This window comes from Acidobacteriota bacterium, from assembly GCA_016715115.1.
GTDB lineage: Bacteria > Acidobacteriota > Blastocatellia > Pyrinomonadales > Pyrinomonadaceae > JAFDVJ01.
Map to the genome: position 1 here is coordinate 1,138,585 of JADKBM010000016.1, position 16,049 is coordinate 1,154,633.

A 16,049-nucleotide genomic window follows, 5' to 3' on the forward strand; every position below is an offset into this window, starting at 1 on the left:
AAGGCGGAACTCCGAACGGCGAACCGGATAATGTCAGCAATTGAGATCAACTTAAACAACAAGGTCATTCTCGTCACCGGCGCGGCGGGCGGCATCGGACGCCGCCTGGCCGAACGCGGACTCGACGCGGGCGCCCGCTTGAGCGGTTTTGACTTGAAGAACGCGAATCTCGATCATCCGAATTTCATTAACTTCATCGGCGACGTCACGAACGAAGACGAAGTTGCTCTCTGCATCAGCCGAACGGCCGAAAGATTCGGACGCATCGACGCACTGATCAATAACGCTGGAATCGTCGGTTCAGGACGTGTCCAGGATACGAGTCTGGCCGATTGGTCGTCGGTTCTCGACACGAATTTGACCGGCGCGTTTCTGTTTTCGAAGCATTCGATCCCGCATCTGATAGAATCGCGCGGCGCGATCGTCAACCTCTCGTCAACCAACGGATTGACGGGCGGGTCGTCGTTGAGCGGTGCCGCTTACGCTTGTTCAAAAGCGGGCATCATCGCGCTGACAAAGAATCTGGCAAAGGAATTGGCCGAATTCGGCGTCCGCGCGAACTGCATCGCCCCGGGACCGGTCGACACCGAGATGATCGGGCGTTTCGGAGCCGATGGAATCGAAGATCTCCGACAGTCGATTCCGCTCAAGGCACTCGCGACGGCCGACGATGTCGCCGATCTGGCTTTCTTTATGATTTCGGACGCGGCCAAACACATCACCGGCGCGACGGTTTCGCTGAGCGGCGGACTGGTAATGCACTGACCGATTTGGGATTTGGGATTTGGGATTTGGGATTTGGGATTTGCGATTTGCGATTGCGTTGGCCCAGGCGCCGGCGGCGGGGGGGCGTTCGCGATATTTGGGATTTGCGATTTGCGATTTGCGATTTGCGATTGAAGCGCAACCGTCCCGGTTGCAATGAGCGCTTCGCGCGAACCAACCACGCAATGGCGATTCCAGATTCGCGTTGCGATTCCAGATTCCAAGTTACAGATTTCAGGTTCCAGATTCGCGATATTTGGGATCTTGGATTTGCAATTTGGGATTGGGTTCTGAACCGTTGGTGAATGGAATTGCTGGAATCCCTGGAATTCTGGAATTCCTGGAATTCTTGGAATCTGGAATCCCCTGAAATCTGGAATCCCTGGAATCTGGAATCCCTGGAATCTGGAATCCCTGGAATCTGGAATCCCTGGAATCCTCTGGAATCTGGAATCCCTCGAATCTGGAATCCCTGGAATCTGGAATCCCTGGAATCTGGAATCCCCTGGAATCTGGAATCCCTGGAATCCCGGGAATTCCTGGAATCTGAAACTATGCATGATCTGCGAACATTCCTTGAAGCTAACGAATCATCGGTGCGACGGATTTCCGAGCCCTTGAGCGTTAAGTTCGAAATCACGGCGCTGCAATACCTGCTCTGGGAACGCAACGAATTTCCAGTGATTCTTGCCGAAAATCCGCGTCTTGAAAACGGCGGGATTTCCGGATTTCAAGCGGTAACGAATCTAACCGCGAGCCGTGAGCTGACCGCTAAGATCCTCGGCATATCCGATCACCGAAACGCCGCGCGTGAAATCGCCGCGAAACTCGCGAGTTGCATCGAACCCGTCACGGTCGATCCGCGGAACGCTCCGTGCAAGGAAGTCAAATTGACTGGCGAGGATGCCAATCTCGATCAATTCCCGATTTTCACGCAGCATACGGCCGACGCCGGCGCTTATCTGACCGCCGCCCACGCGACGACGTACGACCCGGAAACGGGGATCGACAACACCGCGATCCAACGCGTCTGGGTAAGATCGAAGAACCGTTTCGGCTATTTTCCATACCCAACGTCGCACAACCGCAAGAACATTATGAAGTTCTGGAAACGCGGCGAATCCGCTCCGATCGCCTTTTGGATCGGGCATCATCCGGCCGTTTCGATCGGCGCACAGGCGAAACTCGATTATCCGGAAAGCCATTGGTCGACGGCCGGCGGACTGATCGGCGCTCCCGTTCGGCTTGTTCCGACCGAGCTTTTCGGCGACGAACTCAAGGTTCCGGCCGACGCGGAGATCGTTCTCGAAGGATTTGTGCCGCCGAACGTCTTTGAACCCGAAGGCGGATTCGGAGAATACACGGGCTTTTCCAGCGGCCCGACGCTGAGCCCGATCTTCGAACTTAAACTGATCACCCATCGGCGCGGCGCAGTCTACCACGACTACGGGTCCGGACTTCCGGATTCGCTCGTTCCTGACAATATGATGATCGAGGCAAGACTTTTCTCGATCGCCGAAAAGCTGTCGGATCAGGTTCGCGGCGTCCACGTTCCGGTGTCGGGGCGCCGGTTTCACGCCTATGTCGCCGTCGGCGAGATAACCGAGAACACAGCGCAGGCGATGCTTACGGCGTTGCTTAGGTTCAGGCGTGTCAAACACGTGGTTCTCGTCAATGACGATATCGACATTTTCGACGAGCAGAAGGTCTTGTGGGCGATCGCAACGCGCGCGCAAATGGATCGCGATGCGTTCATCTTTCAGGATCTCGAAGGCTCGTCACTTGATCCGAGCCTGACCGGGGGCGTGAGTCAGACATCGAAAATTGGCGTCAACGCCACTTGGAAAAGTAATCCTCCGACGCCGAATATGGTGCCGGCCGAAGTATTGGAAAAGGTCCGAAAACTGATTTTCGGCGACTGATGATCAACGTCTCGGAAATATGATCAAGATCCCCAACCTGCGCTGGCTTATCATCGGACTGATCGCGCTCGCGACGACGATCAACTACATCGATCGACAGGCGATCGCCGTGGTCGCGCCGGTGATCTCGAAGGAATTCAACCTTTCGAGTCAGGATTATTCGTGGCTGCCGTTCTGGTTCTTGTTCGCGTACTCGCTGATGCAGATCTTTTCAGGAAGACTGATCGACGTTATCGGCACAAAACGCGGATTTTCACTTTCGATCATCTGGTGGTCGATCGCGAATATGCTCCACGCCTTCGGGCAAGGCGTGATGAGTTTTTCGGCCTTTCGATTTCTGCTCGGCGTCGGCGAAGCCGGAAACTATCCGGCCGGCCTCAAAGCGATTGCCGAATGGTTTCCCAAAAAGGAACGCGCGACGGCCGTCGGGATCATCAACGCCGGAACCGGTCTTGGCGCGATCCTTGCGCCGCCGATCGTTGCCTTTCTCGTCGCCGCCTATAATTGGAAAGTCGCGTTCATCGTCACCGGCGCAATCGGGTTCGTTTGGTTCGTCGCGTGGCAGTTGGTTTACGCGAAGCCGTCCGAACATCCGCGGATAACCGACGAAGAACTGGAATTGATCGAGGCCGACCGCGATGTTTCCGAAGCCGACGAAGAACGGCGACCGTGGCACTATTTCCTTCGCTACAAAGAGGTTTGGGGCTTGATGTTCGGCCGCTTCGTGTGTGACGGCGCGTTCTACTTTTTCGTCTTCTGGCTACCGAAATACCTGACCGACGTGCGCGGATTCAACATCTCGCAGATCGGCTATTTCGCTTGGATTCCATTTTTGGCCGCCGATGTCGGCGCGATCTTCGGCGGTTGGCTTTGCGGATTCCTGATCAGCCGCGGCCGGTCCGTGAATTTCTCGCGAAAGACGGTGATGTGGATCGGCGCGCTGATCGTGCCCGTTATCCTGCTCGCGAGTTCGGCCGAGTCACCGATGCGCGCGCTGTTTCTGATAGCCGTCGGGATGTTCGCGATCCAGATCAAATCTTCATCGCTGTTCACGGTTCCGGCCGATCTTTTCAGATCGAAGGACGTCGCTTTCGTTTGGGGACTTTCGGGTGCGGCAGGAAGCTTTGGCGGGATGCTGTTTCAGCCGCTCGTCGGGTGGTTGGTCGGCAACTATTCCTATGCGCCGGTCTTCTGGATCGCGGCGTTTATGCATATCGTTTCGGCGATGATCGTGATGGCGATGATTCCAAGGATCGTCGATCTGGACGCAGAAAAGAGCTATGAGAACTGATAATGCATTTCTTGCGAAAACCGTACCGTTGATCATCGACGGCAAAACCGTCGAATCGTCCGACGGTAGAACTTTCGAGACGATCGATCCGGCGACCGAAGAAGTGATCGCCCGAGTCGCGTGCGCGAGCGCTGACGACGTGGACGCGGCGGTCGAAGCGGCAAGCCGTTCATTCGAATCGGGCCTCTGGTCGCGCGCGCCGAAAGCAACCCGAAAAAGGGTCCTGTTGCAGGTCGCGGACGTGATCGAGCGCAACGCCGACGAACTTGCGCATCTCGAAACGCTCGACACCGGCGTGCCGATCTCGCAGACCGGTGGACGTCACATCTTTCGCGCGATCGACAACTTCCGCTATTTCGCCGAGTTCACCTCTCACGACACGAACCGGCTGATCGCTTCCGAAGACACGCATCTCAATCTGATCACCCACGAACCAGTCGGTGTGATCGGAATTCTTTCGCCGTGGAACGCGCCGCTCGCGCTTTCCACGATGCGCATCGCGGCGGCGCTTTCATACGGCAATTCGATCATCCTCAAACCATCGGAATCGGCACCGTTGACCGCGTCGCGGCTCGCCGAACTCGTCCTCGGGACCGACCTGCCGGCGGGTGTTTGGAACGTCGTTCAAGGGCTTCCGCAGCCGACCGGTGAAACGTTGGTGCAACATCCGCGTGTTGACGCGGTCGCGCTCACGGGCGGAACCGAAACCGGCAAGATCGTTATGAAACTTGCGGCCAGCACGGTCAAGAAACTGTCGTTCGAACTCGGCGGCAAATCGGCAAGCATCGTCTTCGCGGACTGCGACTGGGATCGAACGATCGACGGCACCTTGCTCGGGATCTTCTCCAACAACGGCCAGCAAAGCCTTGCGGGATCGAGGATTCTCGTCGAGGATTCGATATACGACGAGTTTGTCGCCGAATTCGTCTCGCGCGCCGAACGGATACGCGTCGGTGATCCGCTCGATCCGAAAACCGAAGTCGGACCGTTGGTCTCGGCGGCTCATTATCGCAAGGTGATGAGATTTGTCGAACAGGGCTGCTCGGAAGGCGCGGCGATTCTAGCCGGCGGTGTGCGGCCGGCCGGCTTTGACCGCGGATTCTATCTGCGTCCGACCGTTTTCGGCGAAGGTATCTCAGCGACCTGCGTCTCGCGTGAAGAGATTTTCGGGCCGGTCGCAGTTTTCAAACGCTTCAAGACGGAAGAGGAGGCCGTCGCCATCGCCAATGACTCCGTATTCGGACTTGCGGGCTACGTCTGGACCGAGAATCTCGAACGTGCCGCGCGCGTTTCGACCGCGATGCGCACCGGGACAGTTTGGGTCAACACGCCGCTTTTCCGCGATATCCGTGCACCTTTCGGCGGGATCAAGCAGTCCGGGTTTGGGCGCGACGGCGGTGAATACGGAGCGGAATTCTACTCGAACATCAAAACTGTCTGCGTCGCAACGAAAAGGCCGGTCTTTCCGCGATTTGGTTCAGAGTTCCGCCTTTAGCTTGGAGTTCCTTTAGCTTGGAGTTCCGCCTTCACGCGGCCCGGGATAAACGTTATCTCGTATTCTTGCCCTCCAAAAACTGAACTCCAAACGAGGATTGGAATTTACGAACATTTGTTATAAAGTTAGTACAAATGGCTCAGCTTCACGAGTTTCAGGCGAAGAAGATCCTCGCCGCGCAAGGAATTGAGATTCCGCGCGGCGCGGTCGCGTTTTCGCCGCACGAAGCTCGTGAGATCGCCGGGAGTGTGGGCGGCGAGGTTGTCGTCAAAGCGCAGATCCACTCGACGTCACGCGCCGCCGCCGGCGGGATCAGGTTTGCTGAGTCGGCCGCGGCGGCCGAATCAATTGCTGCCGAATTGCTCGGAACGAAGATCGCCGGGAACGTCTGCCAGTCCGTTTTGATCGACGAAAAGGCAACTATCGAGCGCGAGTTTTATCTTGGTTTCATCATCGACTCCGTTCTTAAACGCCCGACGCTTTTGTTTTCGGCTTCAGGCGGCAGCGGCATCGAAGACCGTGCCGATTCAATGCAGAAACTGATCTGTTCGATCCGCGCCGAACCGACGATCCGCGAGATTCGCCAATTCATAGAGGAAGCCGCGGGCGAACACCGCAACCAGATGGCCGACATCCTCTTGAGGCTTTATCGTGCGGCGAAATCGTGCGAGGCTCGCACGGCCGAGATCAATCCGCTCGCGATCCTCGAAGACGGAAGGTCCGTCGCGCTCGACGCGCGCATTTCCGTCGACGATTACGCCGTCTTCCGCCACGAGGATCTCGGGATCGAAATGGCGCGCGAACTCGGCCATACGCCGACGAAGCTCGAACGCATCGCCTGGAACATCGAAAAGGACGATTTCCGCGGCACATTCTATTTCGTCGAGATCGAACAATCCAAAATCCAACATCTAAAATCCAAAATCGGATTTCACGGCGCCGGCGGCGGAGGTTCGATGGCCTCGCTCGACGCGGCGCAGCGCAACGGACTCGCTCCGGCGTGCTACGTTGACACCAGCGGAAATCCGCCGGCCTCGAAAGTCTATCGGGCGGCGCGGATCATTCTCTCGATTCCTGGGATCAAGGGCTATTTTCTTTCCGGTTCCGGCGTCGCTAGTCAGGAGCAATTCGGTCTTGCGCGCGCCGTTGTCAAGGCGTTTCTCGAGGTCCGGCCGACGGTTCCCGCGGTCTTGCGCCTCGGCGGCAACGGCGAGGACATCGCGAAGGAAATTGTCGAACGTTTCGCCGGACAACTTCCCGCAACGATCGAAGCGTATCGCAAACAGGACACGGCCGATTTCTGTGCCGCGCGATTGCATCATCTGATCGGGATCGCGGAATCAAAGCGGACGAAAGAGAAATCAGCACCGACCGCCGCGAAGGGTGATTTCACCCCGACCTACGAGTTCAAGACCAAGACGGGCAGAATCGCATTCGATTATTCGAAGCTCGACGCGAAAGCCTCGGAGGCGATCGTCGAATCCTGTCCGCAACGCATCCTTGCACTCGAGAACGGCTTGCCGGTCCTGGCGATCGAACGCGAGGACGCGGAGCGCGGCAAATGTTCCGAGTGCCTGGCGTGCGAATTCGCGAGCCTCGATCTCGGCCTGAACGCGGTAAAGATCGACTTTCCCATCGACGGGTTAAGTCCGAAATCGTGATATGTCAATCTTGATCGATGAAAGCAAAAAGGTGATCGTGCAGGGCATAACCGGCCGCGAAGGTTCGGCGCGCGCAAAACTGATGCTCGATTACGGAACCCGGATCGTCGGCGGATGTACGCCGGGCCGCGGCGGTCAGGAAGTTCACGGACTCCCGGTCTTCGATTCGGTCGCCGAGGCGGCCGCGAAACTTGGCCCGATCGACGTTTCGGTGATATTCGTTCCCGCGCCACGCGTCAAATCAGCGGCGGTCGAGGCGATCGAAGCCGGTGTGCCGCTCATCGCGCTGATCGCCGACCGCGTTCCGCTCTACGATGTTCTCGAGATCTGCGAAGTAGCCGACGGTTGCGGCGCGAAATTCGTCGGGCCGAACACGGTCGGCGTGATGTCGCCCGAAAAGGCCGTCCTCGGAATGATGGGCGGACGCGCCGAAACCGCGCGTGAGTGGTTTCATAAAGGACCGGTGGGAATAATGTCGCGAAGCGGCGGACTTTCGGCTTCGACCGGCTATTACATCTGTCAGACAGGGATCGGGATCTCGACGATCTGCCACGTCGGTGGCGACGCCGTCATCGGGCTGACGTTTCCCGAGATCGCGCTGCTCTTCGAGGACGACCCGGAAACTGAGATGATCGTAATGATCGGCGAGATCGGCGGCTCGCAAGAGGAGCAGGTCGCAGATCTGCTCGAATCCGGAAAGATAACAAAACCGCTGGTCGCGTATGTCGGCGGGCGAGCGGCGCAGTCGGGGACGCGCTATTCGCACGCCGGCGCGATCATCGAAGGCGGTCGCGGAACCTGGGCGGGAAAGGTCGAAAGACTTCAAATGGCGGGCGCGACGCTCGTCGAGCAGTTCGGCGACATCGCCGAAACCGTGCAGCAATTGAGACAACAAGCTTCGAGTTTTCAGTAATTTGTTCGAAAAAAAAGGAGAGGACAACGATGAGAAAAATCGCATTTTTATTCGCGCTGATCGCGCTCTTTGCGACCGCTTCGTTCGCGCAGAAAAAGAATCCCAAGCGGACCGTTCAGCAACTTGGTGTCGAGGCCAATTATGCACGGCCGGACGGCAAGGATATGGTCTTCTACATCAAAGGCTCGGCATACTCGTTTATTCCGGGTGAACGCCCGCAAAAGCTCTTCGGCGTCGACGGATTCAACATTCGCCGCCGCGTCGATACAGCTGAAAAGGACGGATTCTTCCTTTCGACGCGCGAAATCGTTTTTTACACCGATCCGAAGACCGATGAGATCATCGACGAATGGACCAACCCCTGGACGAAGGAGAAATGCGAGGTCTTCCACATTCAAAACGATCCGGTGAATGGCCGGTTCCGTGTCCGTGACGGCAAGTACATCAGTGTTTCGATGGACGGCAAGACCGAACGCGGGGAAGGCGCGGCGCCGCAGGAGATCAACGATCATTATGTCTGGACGTCGGACGTTTTCCCGTTCTATCCGCTGCCGGGATTCGACAAGAACTACACCGCGAGCGAGATGTTCGACTTTTACGTCGAAAAGGACGAGCTCTACAAAACGACGCCGCCGAAAAACGTGATGATCAGTTGGACACGCGTCGGACCGTGGCTACCGTGGATGAAGATGCCGAAGAACGAAGGAGTCATCATCGTTCACGCGCGGAGCTACCGGATGGAGACGTTCGACCTTCTTCCTGAGAGAATCAAGAAGCTCGTCAAGGAGAAATACCCGAGTTATATGACCGCCCCGGCAACGGTCGATCCGGCCAAGCCGAACGAAACGTCGTGGACATTCTACAATCGCGTGATGGCGGAACGGGCGAAGAAACAGTGAGGGCAGTGCAGAGTGCATAGTGCATAGTGCATAGTGTAAGACGCGTTCATCTGCGGTCACTTTTGCACTAAGCGTTCTGCACTCTGCACTCTGCACTCTGCACTCTGCACTATGCACTCTGCACTAAGCGTTCTGCACTCTGCACTATAAGTAAGTATGCGTTACATCATCTTCATTCTTATCTTTTTTCCGATTATCGCTATGGCACAGCAAACTTCGATCGGCGGCGTTTATGAAGCCGGAATCGGCACAACCGATGAAAAGCCGTTGATCGCCTATTTCGAGCGTTTCGGCTATCGGGTCGGCCCGACCGGCGAGATCGATGCCGAGACCGCGTTCAGACTCTACGGCGTGCGGTCAAAACTCAGGTCGGTCCGTCTTCTCCATCAAGACAGCGATCACGGTCTGATCCGAATCATGGTTTGGGACAAACCGGTCAACGATGGGCTTCAGATGTCGCGGATGAACGTCCTCGGCAACCGTTGGGGAGCGATGATGACCGGCGACATATACAATCTGCAGAATCACGCCGAAGAGGCGATCGCCCAAAACCTTCCGATCTTTATGGTCGAACCGCAGCGTGCCGAGATCTACAAACTCGAGAAGCGTCCCGTGCCGTTTCTCGAAAATTATGCGACGGTCCGCGAGATGTGTCTGATCCGGCCGCTGACGCGCCAGATAATGTTTCAGCGTTTCGGGTATTCATTGCCGAACTACGGGAAGATCAATGAACAGTCGTTCTTCAAGTCCTCGCAGATCACACATTTCGGGATGGTCGTTTACGCGAACCGCGAGAACCTCGATTTTTACGACAAAGTTCTCGGCCTTCTCCGCGTACGGGACGCCAAGGATTTTGAATCAAATTACGATAATCCATCGTCGCGTGCGGTTTTCAGCCTCGAAAAACAACAGAAATACGGCGCGACGGATTTTGACGATCCCCGCAGTTCGACCAATCCGGTCGAATCGCGTTCGGGGCGTTTGAAGATAATCTGGTTTTCGCCGGATTCAAAGCTTGAGGACAAGTTCGCGGCATCGCGGCCCGGATGTCTCGGCTATTCACTTTATACGTATCGAGTCAAGGGACTCTCGACATTCAGAGACAGGATCGCGAAGTCAAAAGCGACGAATGTTACCGCGATCACCGTAAACGAATTTGGCGAAAAGAGCTTTTCATTTACGGCGCCGGACGGCTATTTCTGGACGATAGTCGGAGAGTAGATTTCCATTGAATCCAAGATTCGATGATTCCAGTGGCCGCACAATTGGAATCATCGAATCTTTCCTAACCAAACTGGCAACGTCCGCCATCTGGAATCTTGGAATCGGCGAGATCACCTCAAATAGTCTTCCAGCCGGGTCGAGGCGTCGGTCTTTTCGTCACGGTATTTGACGATAATCGGCGCGTACAGCGACAAACCTTGGTCCTTTCCGAAACCGCTTGTGATCTGCCGTGATCCCTGGACGACGACCGCGCTTGCCGGAATTTCAAGTGACTTCTCGGGCGTTGATTTGATGATCGTTCGATTCACTAGATCGAAGACCGGCGTTGATCGCGTGAGGATGACGCCGCTTGCGAGGACGACCTTTTCGCGCACTATCACTCCTTCATACACGCCGGTGTTGCCGCCGATCAAGCAATCGTCTTCGATGATCACCGGATTCGCATTGACCGGTTCGAGCACGCCGCCGATTTGCGCCGCGGCCGAAATATGGACGCGTTTTCCAACCTGCGCGCAGCTTCCGACAAGCGCGTGCGAATCGATCATCGTTCCCTCATCGACGTAGGCTCCGACATTGACGTAACACGGCGGCATCAGCACGACTCCGGGCGCAACGTAGGAGCCGTCGCGGATCGTCGATCCGCCCGGAACGATCCTGACCTGGTCGTCGAGGGTCATCGGCCGCAGCGGATAGGTTTCCTTGTCGAAGAACCTGAACGACTCGGATTCTTTGGACATTTCGACCATTTTGCCCATCTTGAAGCCGAGCAAGATTCCGCGTTTGACCCATGCGTTGGTGATCCAGTTTCCGTCCGCAGTTTTCTCCGCGGCTCGGATCGCACCGGTCCGAAGCGCTGCTTTGAATTCCTCGAAAACACCGCGGTCGGCCGCGTCGAATTCGGATTTTGAGAGCAGTTGTTCGATTCGATTTTGAAGATTTTCCATAATTCTCTTTCTTTGGCTCGCGTAGTGCAAGCATCAGACGCGTGCGGCCATAACCCCCAGTTCGCGTCGCAAGCGCCAGCGTGCGGCCATAACCCATACCCCAGTTCGCCTCACGAGCGCCATGCGGTCCGCAGCGCAAGCTGCGGGGCCATAAAGCTCGCGTAGCGAGCATCAGCGTGTAGCCCGCAGCGCGAGCTGCGGGACAACGGCGAAAAGGAAGCAAGCTATCGTAGATAGCGGCAGAATTCGTGGCCAGATACATCGTAGATACGCTGTCGACGTCTGTCAAAAGCTCGACTTCTGACGCTATCTACGATAGCTCGCTTTCTTTTCGCCGTTGTCCCGCAGCTCGCGCTGCGGGCTACACGCTGGCGCTCGCTACGCGAGCTGGGGCATTTTGATTCCCGGCCGAACGTGATGCTCGCTAAGCGACTGGGACATCTGAATCCCGGTCGCTCGTGATGCGCTACGCGAGATGGTTCGGGAAACACGATGTCGCTCGCTACGCGAGCTGGGGCGCGTTTCAGGTTTCACGTTTCACGTTTCACGTCCATAGATATCGTTCGTCGAACTCCATTCCGGCCGCAATCAGAAGAGTCTTGAATTCTTCCTCGAAACTCACCCTTTTGTGGTGCTCAACCTGATTTTGAATATAGCCTCGAACGGAAGCGACTTGTGATTCGCCAACCGAGAAGGCCCCGTATCCGTTTTGCCACTCGAATTTGGCATTAAGTTCCCGCCGTGCCCAGTTCGTAACATTCGGCTTAAGCTCCCGAAGGAACTCGGATACAGGCAATGTTGGTTTGAGTTTAACCAGCAAGTGAACATGATCTTCAATTCCGCCGATCTCGAGACATATGCCTCCGGTTCCGCGAATCGCTCCGCCCATATATTCGTATAATCTCGGCCTAATTGTCGGCGTGATGAAGGGGAGTCGGTCTTTGGTTGAAAAAACAATGTGATAGAGAAGGTTCGTGTATGTGTGCGGCATATTGCTCCTTTTCAGCTATAGGGCTGAGGTGATTGGATTGACGTCGAGTCCGCGCGCGCGGACGCTTGAGGTTGTTTTTGCTAAGATACGGAAAAAACGACGGAAGTCAAATTTGGCCGGATTGGGTTGCGACCGACGGCGTGTGATCGATCCCCAAAACCCCAGCTCGCGTAGCGCGCTGAGGATACTGTCATACAAAAATTGACCTCGCTACGCGAGCTTCGGTCTCCACACTATCGTTGCGTGAGCAACGGGCGCGATTGACTTGCCAGGCACTAAACGGCCTTCAGAATCTCCCGCAATTTCTTCCTTGTCGCCTCCGTCACCGGAACGAGCGGAAGCCGAAGATTCTCTTCCAGCAATCCCATCTCCCTCATCACGAACTTACACGGCGCGGGCGAGGCTTCGATGAAGTTTGCTTCCATCAACGGCAGCATTTTGTAATGCAACTTGCGGGCGGCGGTCCACGCGCCGTCGAGCGATTTCTCGACCATCGCGGACGTCTCTTTCGGCAACTCGTTCGAACAAACCGAAACAAGTCCGTCGGCACCGATCGAGATGAGCGGCAATGTCGTCGCGTCATCGCCCGAGAAGACCTTGAAATTCTTCGGCCGATTCGCGCAAATCTGCATTATCTGCGAGAAATTTCCGGATGCTTCTTTTGTGGCGACAATATTCCCGAATCGTTCAGCGAGTTTCAACGTCGTTTCAGCCGAGATATTCGACGCCGTTCGCGACGGAACGTTGTAGAGCATAATCGGCAGATCCTTGACCGATTTTGCGATCTCGCCGAAATGCGCGAGCATCCCTTCCTGCGTCGGCTTATTATAGTAAGGCGCGACGACGAGCGCTCCGTCGACGCCGAGTTCGCGGACCTTTCGCGTGAAATCGATCGTCACCGAGGTGCTGTTGCTTCCCGTCCCGGCGATGACGTAGGCCTTCAGTTTGTGGGCGACCTCGACCGTCATCTTGATGACGTGGAGGCGTTCGCGCTCATCCATCGTCACCGCCTCGCCGGTGGTGCCGCAAGGGATGAGGAGTCTGACGCCGTTCTTGATCTGTCGCGCGACAAGCGACCGGAAACAATCGTCATCGATCGAACCGTCTTCTCTAAACGGAGTTACGAGCGCGGTACCGCATCCGCGCAGCCATTCAAGCTTGATCGTCATAACCTTGGATTCCTTCTCATAAACTACAAGAAAGTATATGCTTATCGGCGAGAAACTTACAAAAACGCATTGCGGTTGATTATGAGATTCATAAGTTTTCTTTGCTGTTCAGCACTCGTCTTAGGGGTTGGATCCTGTGCGAATTCCAATTCGCAATCCGGCAACTTGATAAAGGCCGACCCCAAAACGGTTATCGCTGAAAAATTCGCCTATCCGCTCGGGAAATCGGGGACGCTGACGCAGGCAAAAGACTCAAATGACGAATGGTACAACGCTCAGGATTTCGGCATCAATGACCATCTCGGCGAAGATTGGAACAAGAACTCAGGCGGAGACACCGACTGCGGCGAGCCTGTTTTCGCGGTCGCGAACGGCCGGATCGTTTTCGCGGAAAACGCCGGACCGGGCTGGGGAAATGTTGTCATTGTTGAACATACGCTGACGGATGGGAAGCGCGTCCAATCGTTATACGGGCATTTGCAGAAAATTCTGAAAACGTCGGGCGACGTCGAAATCCGTGAAAAGATCGGCGAAGTCGGAAACGCCGACGGCCGCTATCTATGCCATCTTCACTTTGAAATTCGGACCGACGATTGTCCGATGTGGAACGAGCCCGGCGGCGGGTATTCAAAAGAAAACAAGGGCTGGATCGATCCGTCAGATTTTATCGACCGTTCGGAGTTCCGCCTTCAGGCGGCCCGCTCGCGAGATCGAAGTTGACGCCTTACAACGCATCAGCCGCCTAAGGACGGAACTCCAAACTCGTGAAAAACTCGTCCAACTTCCGCGGGTCGAGCCTTCCGTCGGTTCGGACGCTCGAACAGAGGTCGAATCCGAAAGGTCCGACGCGCTCAAATGCCTCGCGCACGTTCGAAGCGCCGATCCCGCCGGCCAGAAAAACGGGCTTACCGCATATCTCGACGATCCGCCGGCTCAGTTTCCAGTCGTGCACGCGCCCGGTCCCGCCGAGTTCCTTGACAGAGAGATTGGGATTTCCCGAATCGAGCAGAATCGAATCGACCAACGGCGCGATCTCGCAGGCTTCATCGACGGAGCGTTCGTCGATAACGTGAATGACTTGAACCAATTTAATACCCGGTAGCGCCGCGCGGATCTCTTGATACGCGCGGTTTTCGAGCGCGTCGACGATCTGAATCGTGTTCGTCTGCACTCGCCGGTGATGCGCGACGATATCCGCGGCGCGTGTTTCGCTGGTCAGCAGAAACGTCGCGATCGGCGGCGGCACGTCACGTGCGATCGCGAAAATCTCCTCATCGGTAATGACGCCGGGGCCGGATGGCATCGGACCGACCAAACCCAACGCGGAAGCGCCGGCGGCGATCGCCAACGACGCTTCGGCGGAACTTGAAATGCAGCAGATCTTGATCTTGGGCTTCATCGGGTCGCGACCCGCCCGATGAAGATGGTCGAACGGGTCTATTTGAGATTCTCGATCTTCGCTTTCATCGTGTCAATCCTTCGGTCCATATACCGAAACCAGAGCGGCGGGAACAACGCGAAGATCATCATTCCCGGGTAACCGGTCGGCATCTGCGGACTCTCGGCGAGCGAGTCAAGAACCTGATAACGGCGGCTCGCACGAAAATGGTGGTCGGAGTGGCGTGACAATTCGAGCAGGATCGCGCGGCCGAGGATGTGATCCGAATTCCAGGAGTGCTGCGGCCCGACCCTTTCGTAGCGGCCGTTCGGCATACGCTCTCTCAACAGTCCGTAATGCTCGATGTAGTTAACCGTTTCAAGCAGCAACTTTCCGATCACGGCCGCGGCCACGAACGCAATCAATGCAGTTCCGCCGAAAACGAACCAAATGCCGGAGAGCAGCGTGATCTGCGCGGCCGTGTAGCAGACCATCCGATTGTGAATCGAAAATCGCCACCTTCCGCGTTTGATCTGTTTATTGAATTCGATCTGCCAGGCCTGCCAATAACTGCCGAATTGCGAACGAAACCAGAACGCGTAAACCGTCTCGCCACGCCGTCCGGTCGCCGGGTCGCCGGGTGTCGCCGCGTTCCGGTGATGGCCGAGATTGTGATATGGGAGAAACTGATTTTCGAGCGACGTCAGCAAGGTGACTTCACCGAGAAACCGCTGAAATCGATCCGTCCGGTGTCCCAACTCGTGGCCGAGATTGATTCCGAGCAATGCGCACATCATTCCCATCGAGACCGTCCGTCCGATCAGATCAATACCCCAAACCGTTGTCGGATTCGAAATGGTCACGAGGAACACGGCCAACAATCCGATCTGAACGGCGACCAGAGCATTGAGAAACCAATCGAAAAACCGGTCCGATTCGAGTCGGCGCTTTTCGTCGGCCGTTGAGTTGCGTTTATCCGGCGACAGGAACAGTTCGAAGATCGGGACAAAGCCGAAAAAGAGAACAGCGGGCAAAAACGTCAGGAACCCCGACGATAAAAACGCAAGGAGCGTCGCCGCCGGAAAAATAATGACGGCAAAATACTTCAGCTTCTTAAATCCGATGCCCGTCACGGGAAAGCTCCAATCACCAATCGAAAGCGCGTTCAGCAGATACTTCACTTGAATCAAACTCCTCAACCTGCAAATTTGTCAGGCCAAAGATAGTCCAAAATTGCACGGCGGCTTTTGATATTAGTCAAATTCCCGTTTGATCTCGGTCAAAAAATCACTTTGAGATTTCAGATTGAAATATGCGGGCTTTGAACAACCTGCTTAACCGCGCTTCCGGATCGGCTTACGGCACGGTTATCAGCCGCAAGCTGTTCGGAAATCTGT

At 56.0% G+C, this 16,049-nt stretch carries 15 protein-coding genes; 9 read left to right on the forward strand and 6 right to left on the reverse strand.

Annotated elements, in window-relative coordinates; genetic code table 11:
* Nucleotides 1–30: 30 nt before the first annotated feature.
* Nucleotides 31–765, forward strand: a complete 735-nt coding sequence (locus IPN69_22925) for an SDR family oxidoreductase (GenBank protein ID MBK8813562.1) — start codon at nt 31–33, stop codon at nt 763–765.
* Here the strand turns inward: IPN69_22925 and IPN69_22930 are convergent.
* Nucleotides 719–1,405, reverse strand: coding sequence for a hypothetical protein (locus IPN69_22930; GenBank protein MBK8813563.1), 687 nt, complete (start codon nt 1,403–1,405; stop codon nt 719–721). The two genes, IPN69_22925 and IPN69_22930, sit on opposite strands and share 47 nt — an antisense overlap.
* Here IPN69_22930 and IPN69_22935 point away from each other — a divergent pair.
* From IPN69_22935 to IPN69_22965, 7 genes are all read left to right on the forward strand, one after another.
* Entirely contained in the window at nt 1,362–2,687 is a 1,326-nt protein-coding gene (locus IPN69_22935) for a UbiD family decarboxylase (protein ID MBK8813564.1), read from the forward strand. The genes IPN69_22930 and IPN69_22935 overlap by 44 nt on opposite strands.
* A gap of 19 nt (nt 2,688–2,706) precedes the next feature.
* Nucleotides 2,707–3,978, forward strand: coding sequence for an MFS transporter (locus IPN69_22940; protein ID MBK8813565.1), 1,272 nt, complete (start codon nt 2,707–2,709; stop codon nt 3,976–3,978).
* Nucleotides 3,968–5,473: an aldehyde dehydrogenase gene (locus tag IPN69_22945; GenBank protein ID MBK8813566.1), complete on the forward strand. Its 1,506-nt coding sequence runs from the start codon at nt 3,968–3,970 to the stop codon at nt 5,471–5,473. The genes IPN69_22940 and IPN69_22945 overlap by 11 nt, the downstream gene beginning before the upstream one ends.
* A gap of 134 nt (nt 5,474–5,607) precedes the next feature.
* Nucleotides 5,608–7,134: an acetate--CoA ligase family protein gene (locus IPN69_22950; protein ID MBK8813567.1), complete on the forward strand. Its 1,527-nt coding sequence runs from the start codon at nt 5,608–5,610 to the stop codon at nt 7,132–7,134.
* 1 nt (nt 7,135) lies between these two features.
* Nucleotides 7,136–8,047 carry a succinate--CoA ligase subunit alpha gene (locus IPN69_22955; protein MBK8813568.1) on the forward strand — a complete coding sequence of 304 codons (912 nt, stop codon included), beginning with the start codon at nt 7,136–7,138 and terminating at the stop codon, nt 8,045–8,047.
* Between the two features lie 29 nt (nt 8,048–8,076).
* Complete coding sequence (locus IPN69_22960; GenBank protein ID MBK8813569.1) at nt 8,077–8,946, forward strand: DUF1838 family protein; 870 nt, start codon at nt 8,077–8,079, stop codon at nt 8,944–8,946.
* 195 nt (nt 8,947–9,141) lie between these two features.
* A complete protein-coding gene (locus IPN69_22965) occupies nt 9,142–10,167 on the forward strand; it encodes a VOC family protein (protein MBK8813570.1) in 1,026 nt (341 codons plus the stop codon).
* A 113-nt stretch (nt 10,168–10,280) separates the two neighbouring features.
* Here the strand turns inward: IPN69_22965 and IPN69_22970 are convergent, their stop codons facing one another.
* The 3 genes from IPN69_22970 to IPN69_22980 all read right to left on the reverse strand — a co-directional run bounded on the left by IPN69_22970 (nt 10,281) and on the right by IPN69_22980 (nt 13,274).
* Nucleotides 10,281–11,114 (reverse strand): 2,3,4,5-tetrahydropyridine-2,6-dicarboxylate N-succinyltransferase, encoded by an 834-nt coding sequence (locus tag IPN69_22970; protein MBK8813571.1) that lies wholly within the window; start codon nt 11,112–11,114, stop codon nt 10,281–10,283.
* Nucleotides 11,115–11,658: 544 nt separating this feature from the next.
* Entirely contained in the window at nt 11,659–12,105 is a 447-nt protein-coding gene (gene tnpA, locus IPN69_22975) for an IS200/IS605 family transposase (GenBank protein MBK8813572.1), read from the reverse strand.
* A 275-nt stretch (nt 12,106–12,380) separates the two neighbouring features.
* Nucleotides 12,381–13,274 carry a 4-hydroxy-tetrahydrodipicolinate synthase gene (locus IPN69_22980; protein MBK8813573.1) on the reverse strand — a complete coding sequence of 298 codons (894 nt, stop codon included), beginning with the start codon at nt 13,272–13,274 and terminating at the stop codon, nt 12,381–12,383.
* An 81-nt stretch (nt 13,275–13,355) separates the two neighbouring features.
* Between IPN69_22980 and IPN69_22985 the strand changes: the two genes are divergently transcribed.
* Nucleotides 13,356–13,994: a M23 family metallopeptidase gene (locus tag IPN69_22985; protein MBK8813574.1), complete on the forward strand. Its 639-nt coding sequence runs from the start codon at nt 13,356–13,358 to the stop codon at nt 13,992–13,994.
* 22 nt (nt 13,995–14,016) lie between these two features.
* Here the strand turns inward: IPN69_22985 and IPN69_22990 are convergent, their stop codons facing one another.
* On the reverse strand, nt 14,017–14,673 hold the full coding sequence (locus IPN69_22990) for a phosphoribosylanthranilate isomerase (GenBank protein ID MBK8813575.1): 657 nt from the start codon (nt 14,671–14,673) through the stop codon (nt 14,017–14,019).
* Between the two features lie 38 nt (nt 14,674–14,711).
* On the reverse strand, nt 14,712–15,776 hold the full coding sequence (locus IPN69_22995; GenBank protein ID MBK8813576.1) for an alkane 1-monooxygenase: 1,065 nt from the start codon (nt 15,774–15,776) through the stop codon (nt 14,712–14,714).
* Nucleotides 15,777–16,049: the final 273 nt, after the last annotated feature.

What these genes read in the sequence shown, in the direction of transcription:
- IPN69_22970 (MBK8813571.1), bottom strand. Translation starts at nt 11,114, where the DNA reads ATGGAAAATCTTCAAAATCGAATCGAACAACTGCTCTCAAAATCCGAA.
- IPN69_22985 (MBK8813574.1), top strand. Translation starts at nt 13,356, where the DNA reads ATGAGATTCATAAGTTTTCTTTGCTGTTCAGCACTCGTCTTAGGGGTT.
- IPN69_22955 (MBK8813568.1), top strand. Translation starts at nt 7,136, where the DNA reads ATGTCAATCTTGATCGATGAAAGCAAAAAGGTGATCGTGCAGGGCATA.
- IPN69_22945 (MBK8813566.1), top strand. Translation starts at nt 3,968, where the DNA reads ATGAGAACTGATAATGCATTTCTTGCGAAAACCGTACCGTTGATCATC.
- IPN69_22925 (MBK8813562.1), top strand. Translation starts at nt 31, where the DNA reads ATGTCAGCAATTGAGATCAACTTAAACAACAAGGTCATTCTCGTCACC.
- IPN69_22980 (MBK8813573.1), bottom strand. Translation starts at nt 13,274, where the DNA reads ATGACGATCAAGCTTGAATGGCTGCGCGGATGCGGTACCGCGCTCGTA.
- IPN69_22990 (MBK8813575.1), bottom strand. Translation starts at nt 14,673, where the DNA reads ATGAAGCCCAAGATCAAGATCTGCTGCATTTCAAGTTCCGCCGAAGCG.
- IPN69_22950 (MBK8813567.1), top strand. Translation starts at nt 5,608, where the DNA reads ATGGCTCAGCTTCACGAGTTTCAGGCGAAGAAGATCCTCGCCGCGCAA.
- IPN69_22940 (MBK8813565.1), top strand. Translation starts at nt 2,707, where the DNA reads ATGATCAAGATCCCCAACCTGCGCTGGCTTATCATCGGACTGATCGCG.
- tnpA (MBK8813572.1), bottom strand. Translation starts at nt 12,105, where the DNA reads ATGCCGCACACATACACGAACCTTCTCTATCACATTGTTTTTTCAACC.
- IPN69_22960 (MBK8813569.1), top strand. Translation starts at nt 8,077, where the DNA reads ATGAGAAAAATCGCATTTTTATTCGCGCTGATCGCGCTCTTTGCGACC.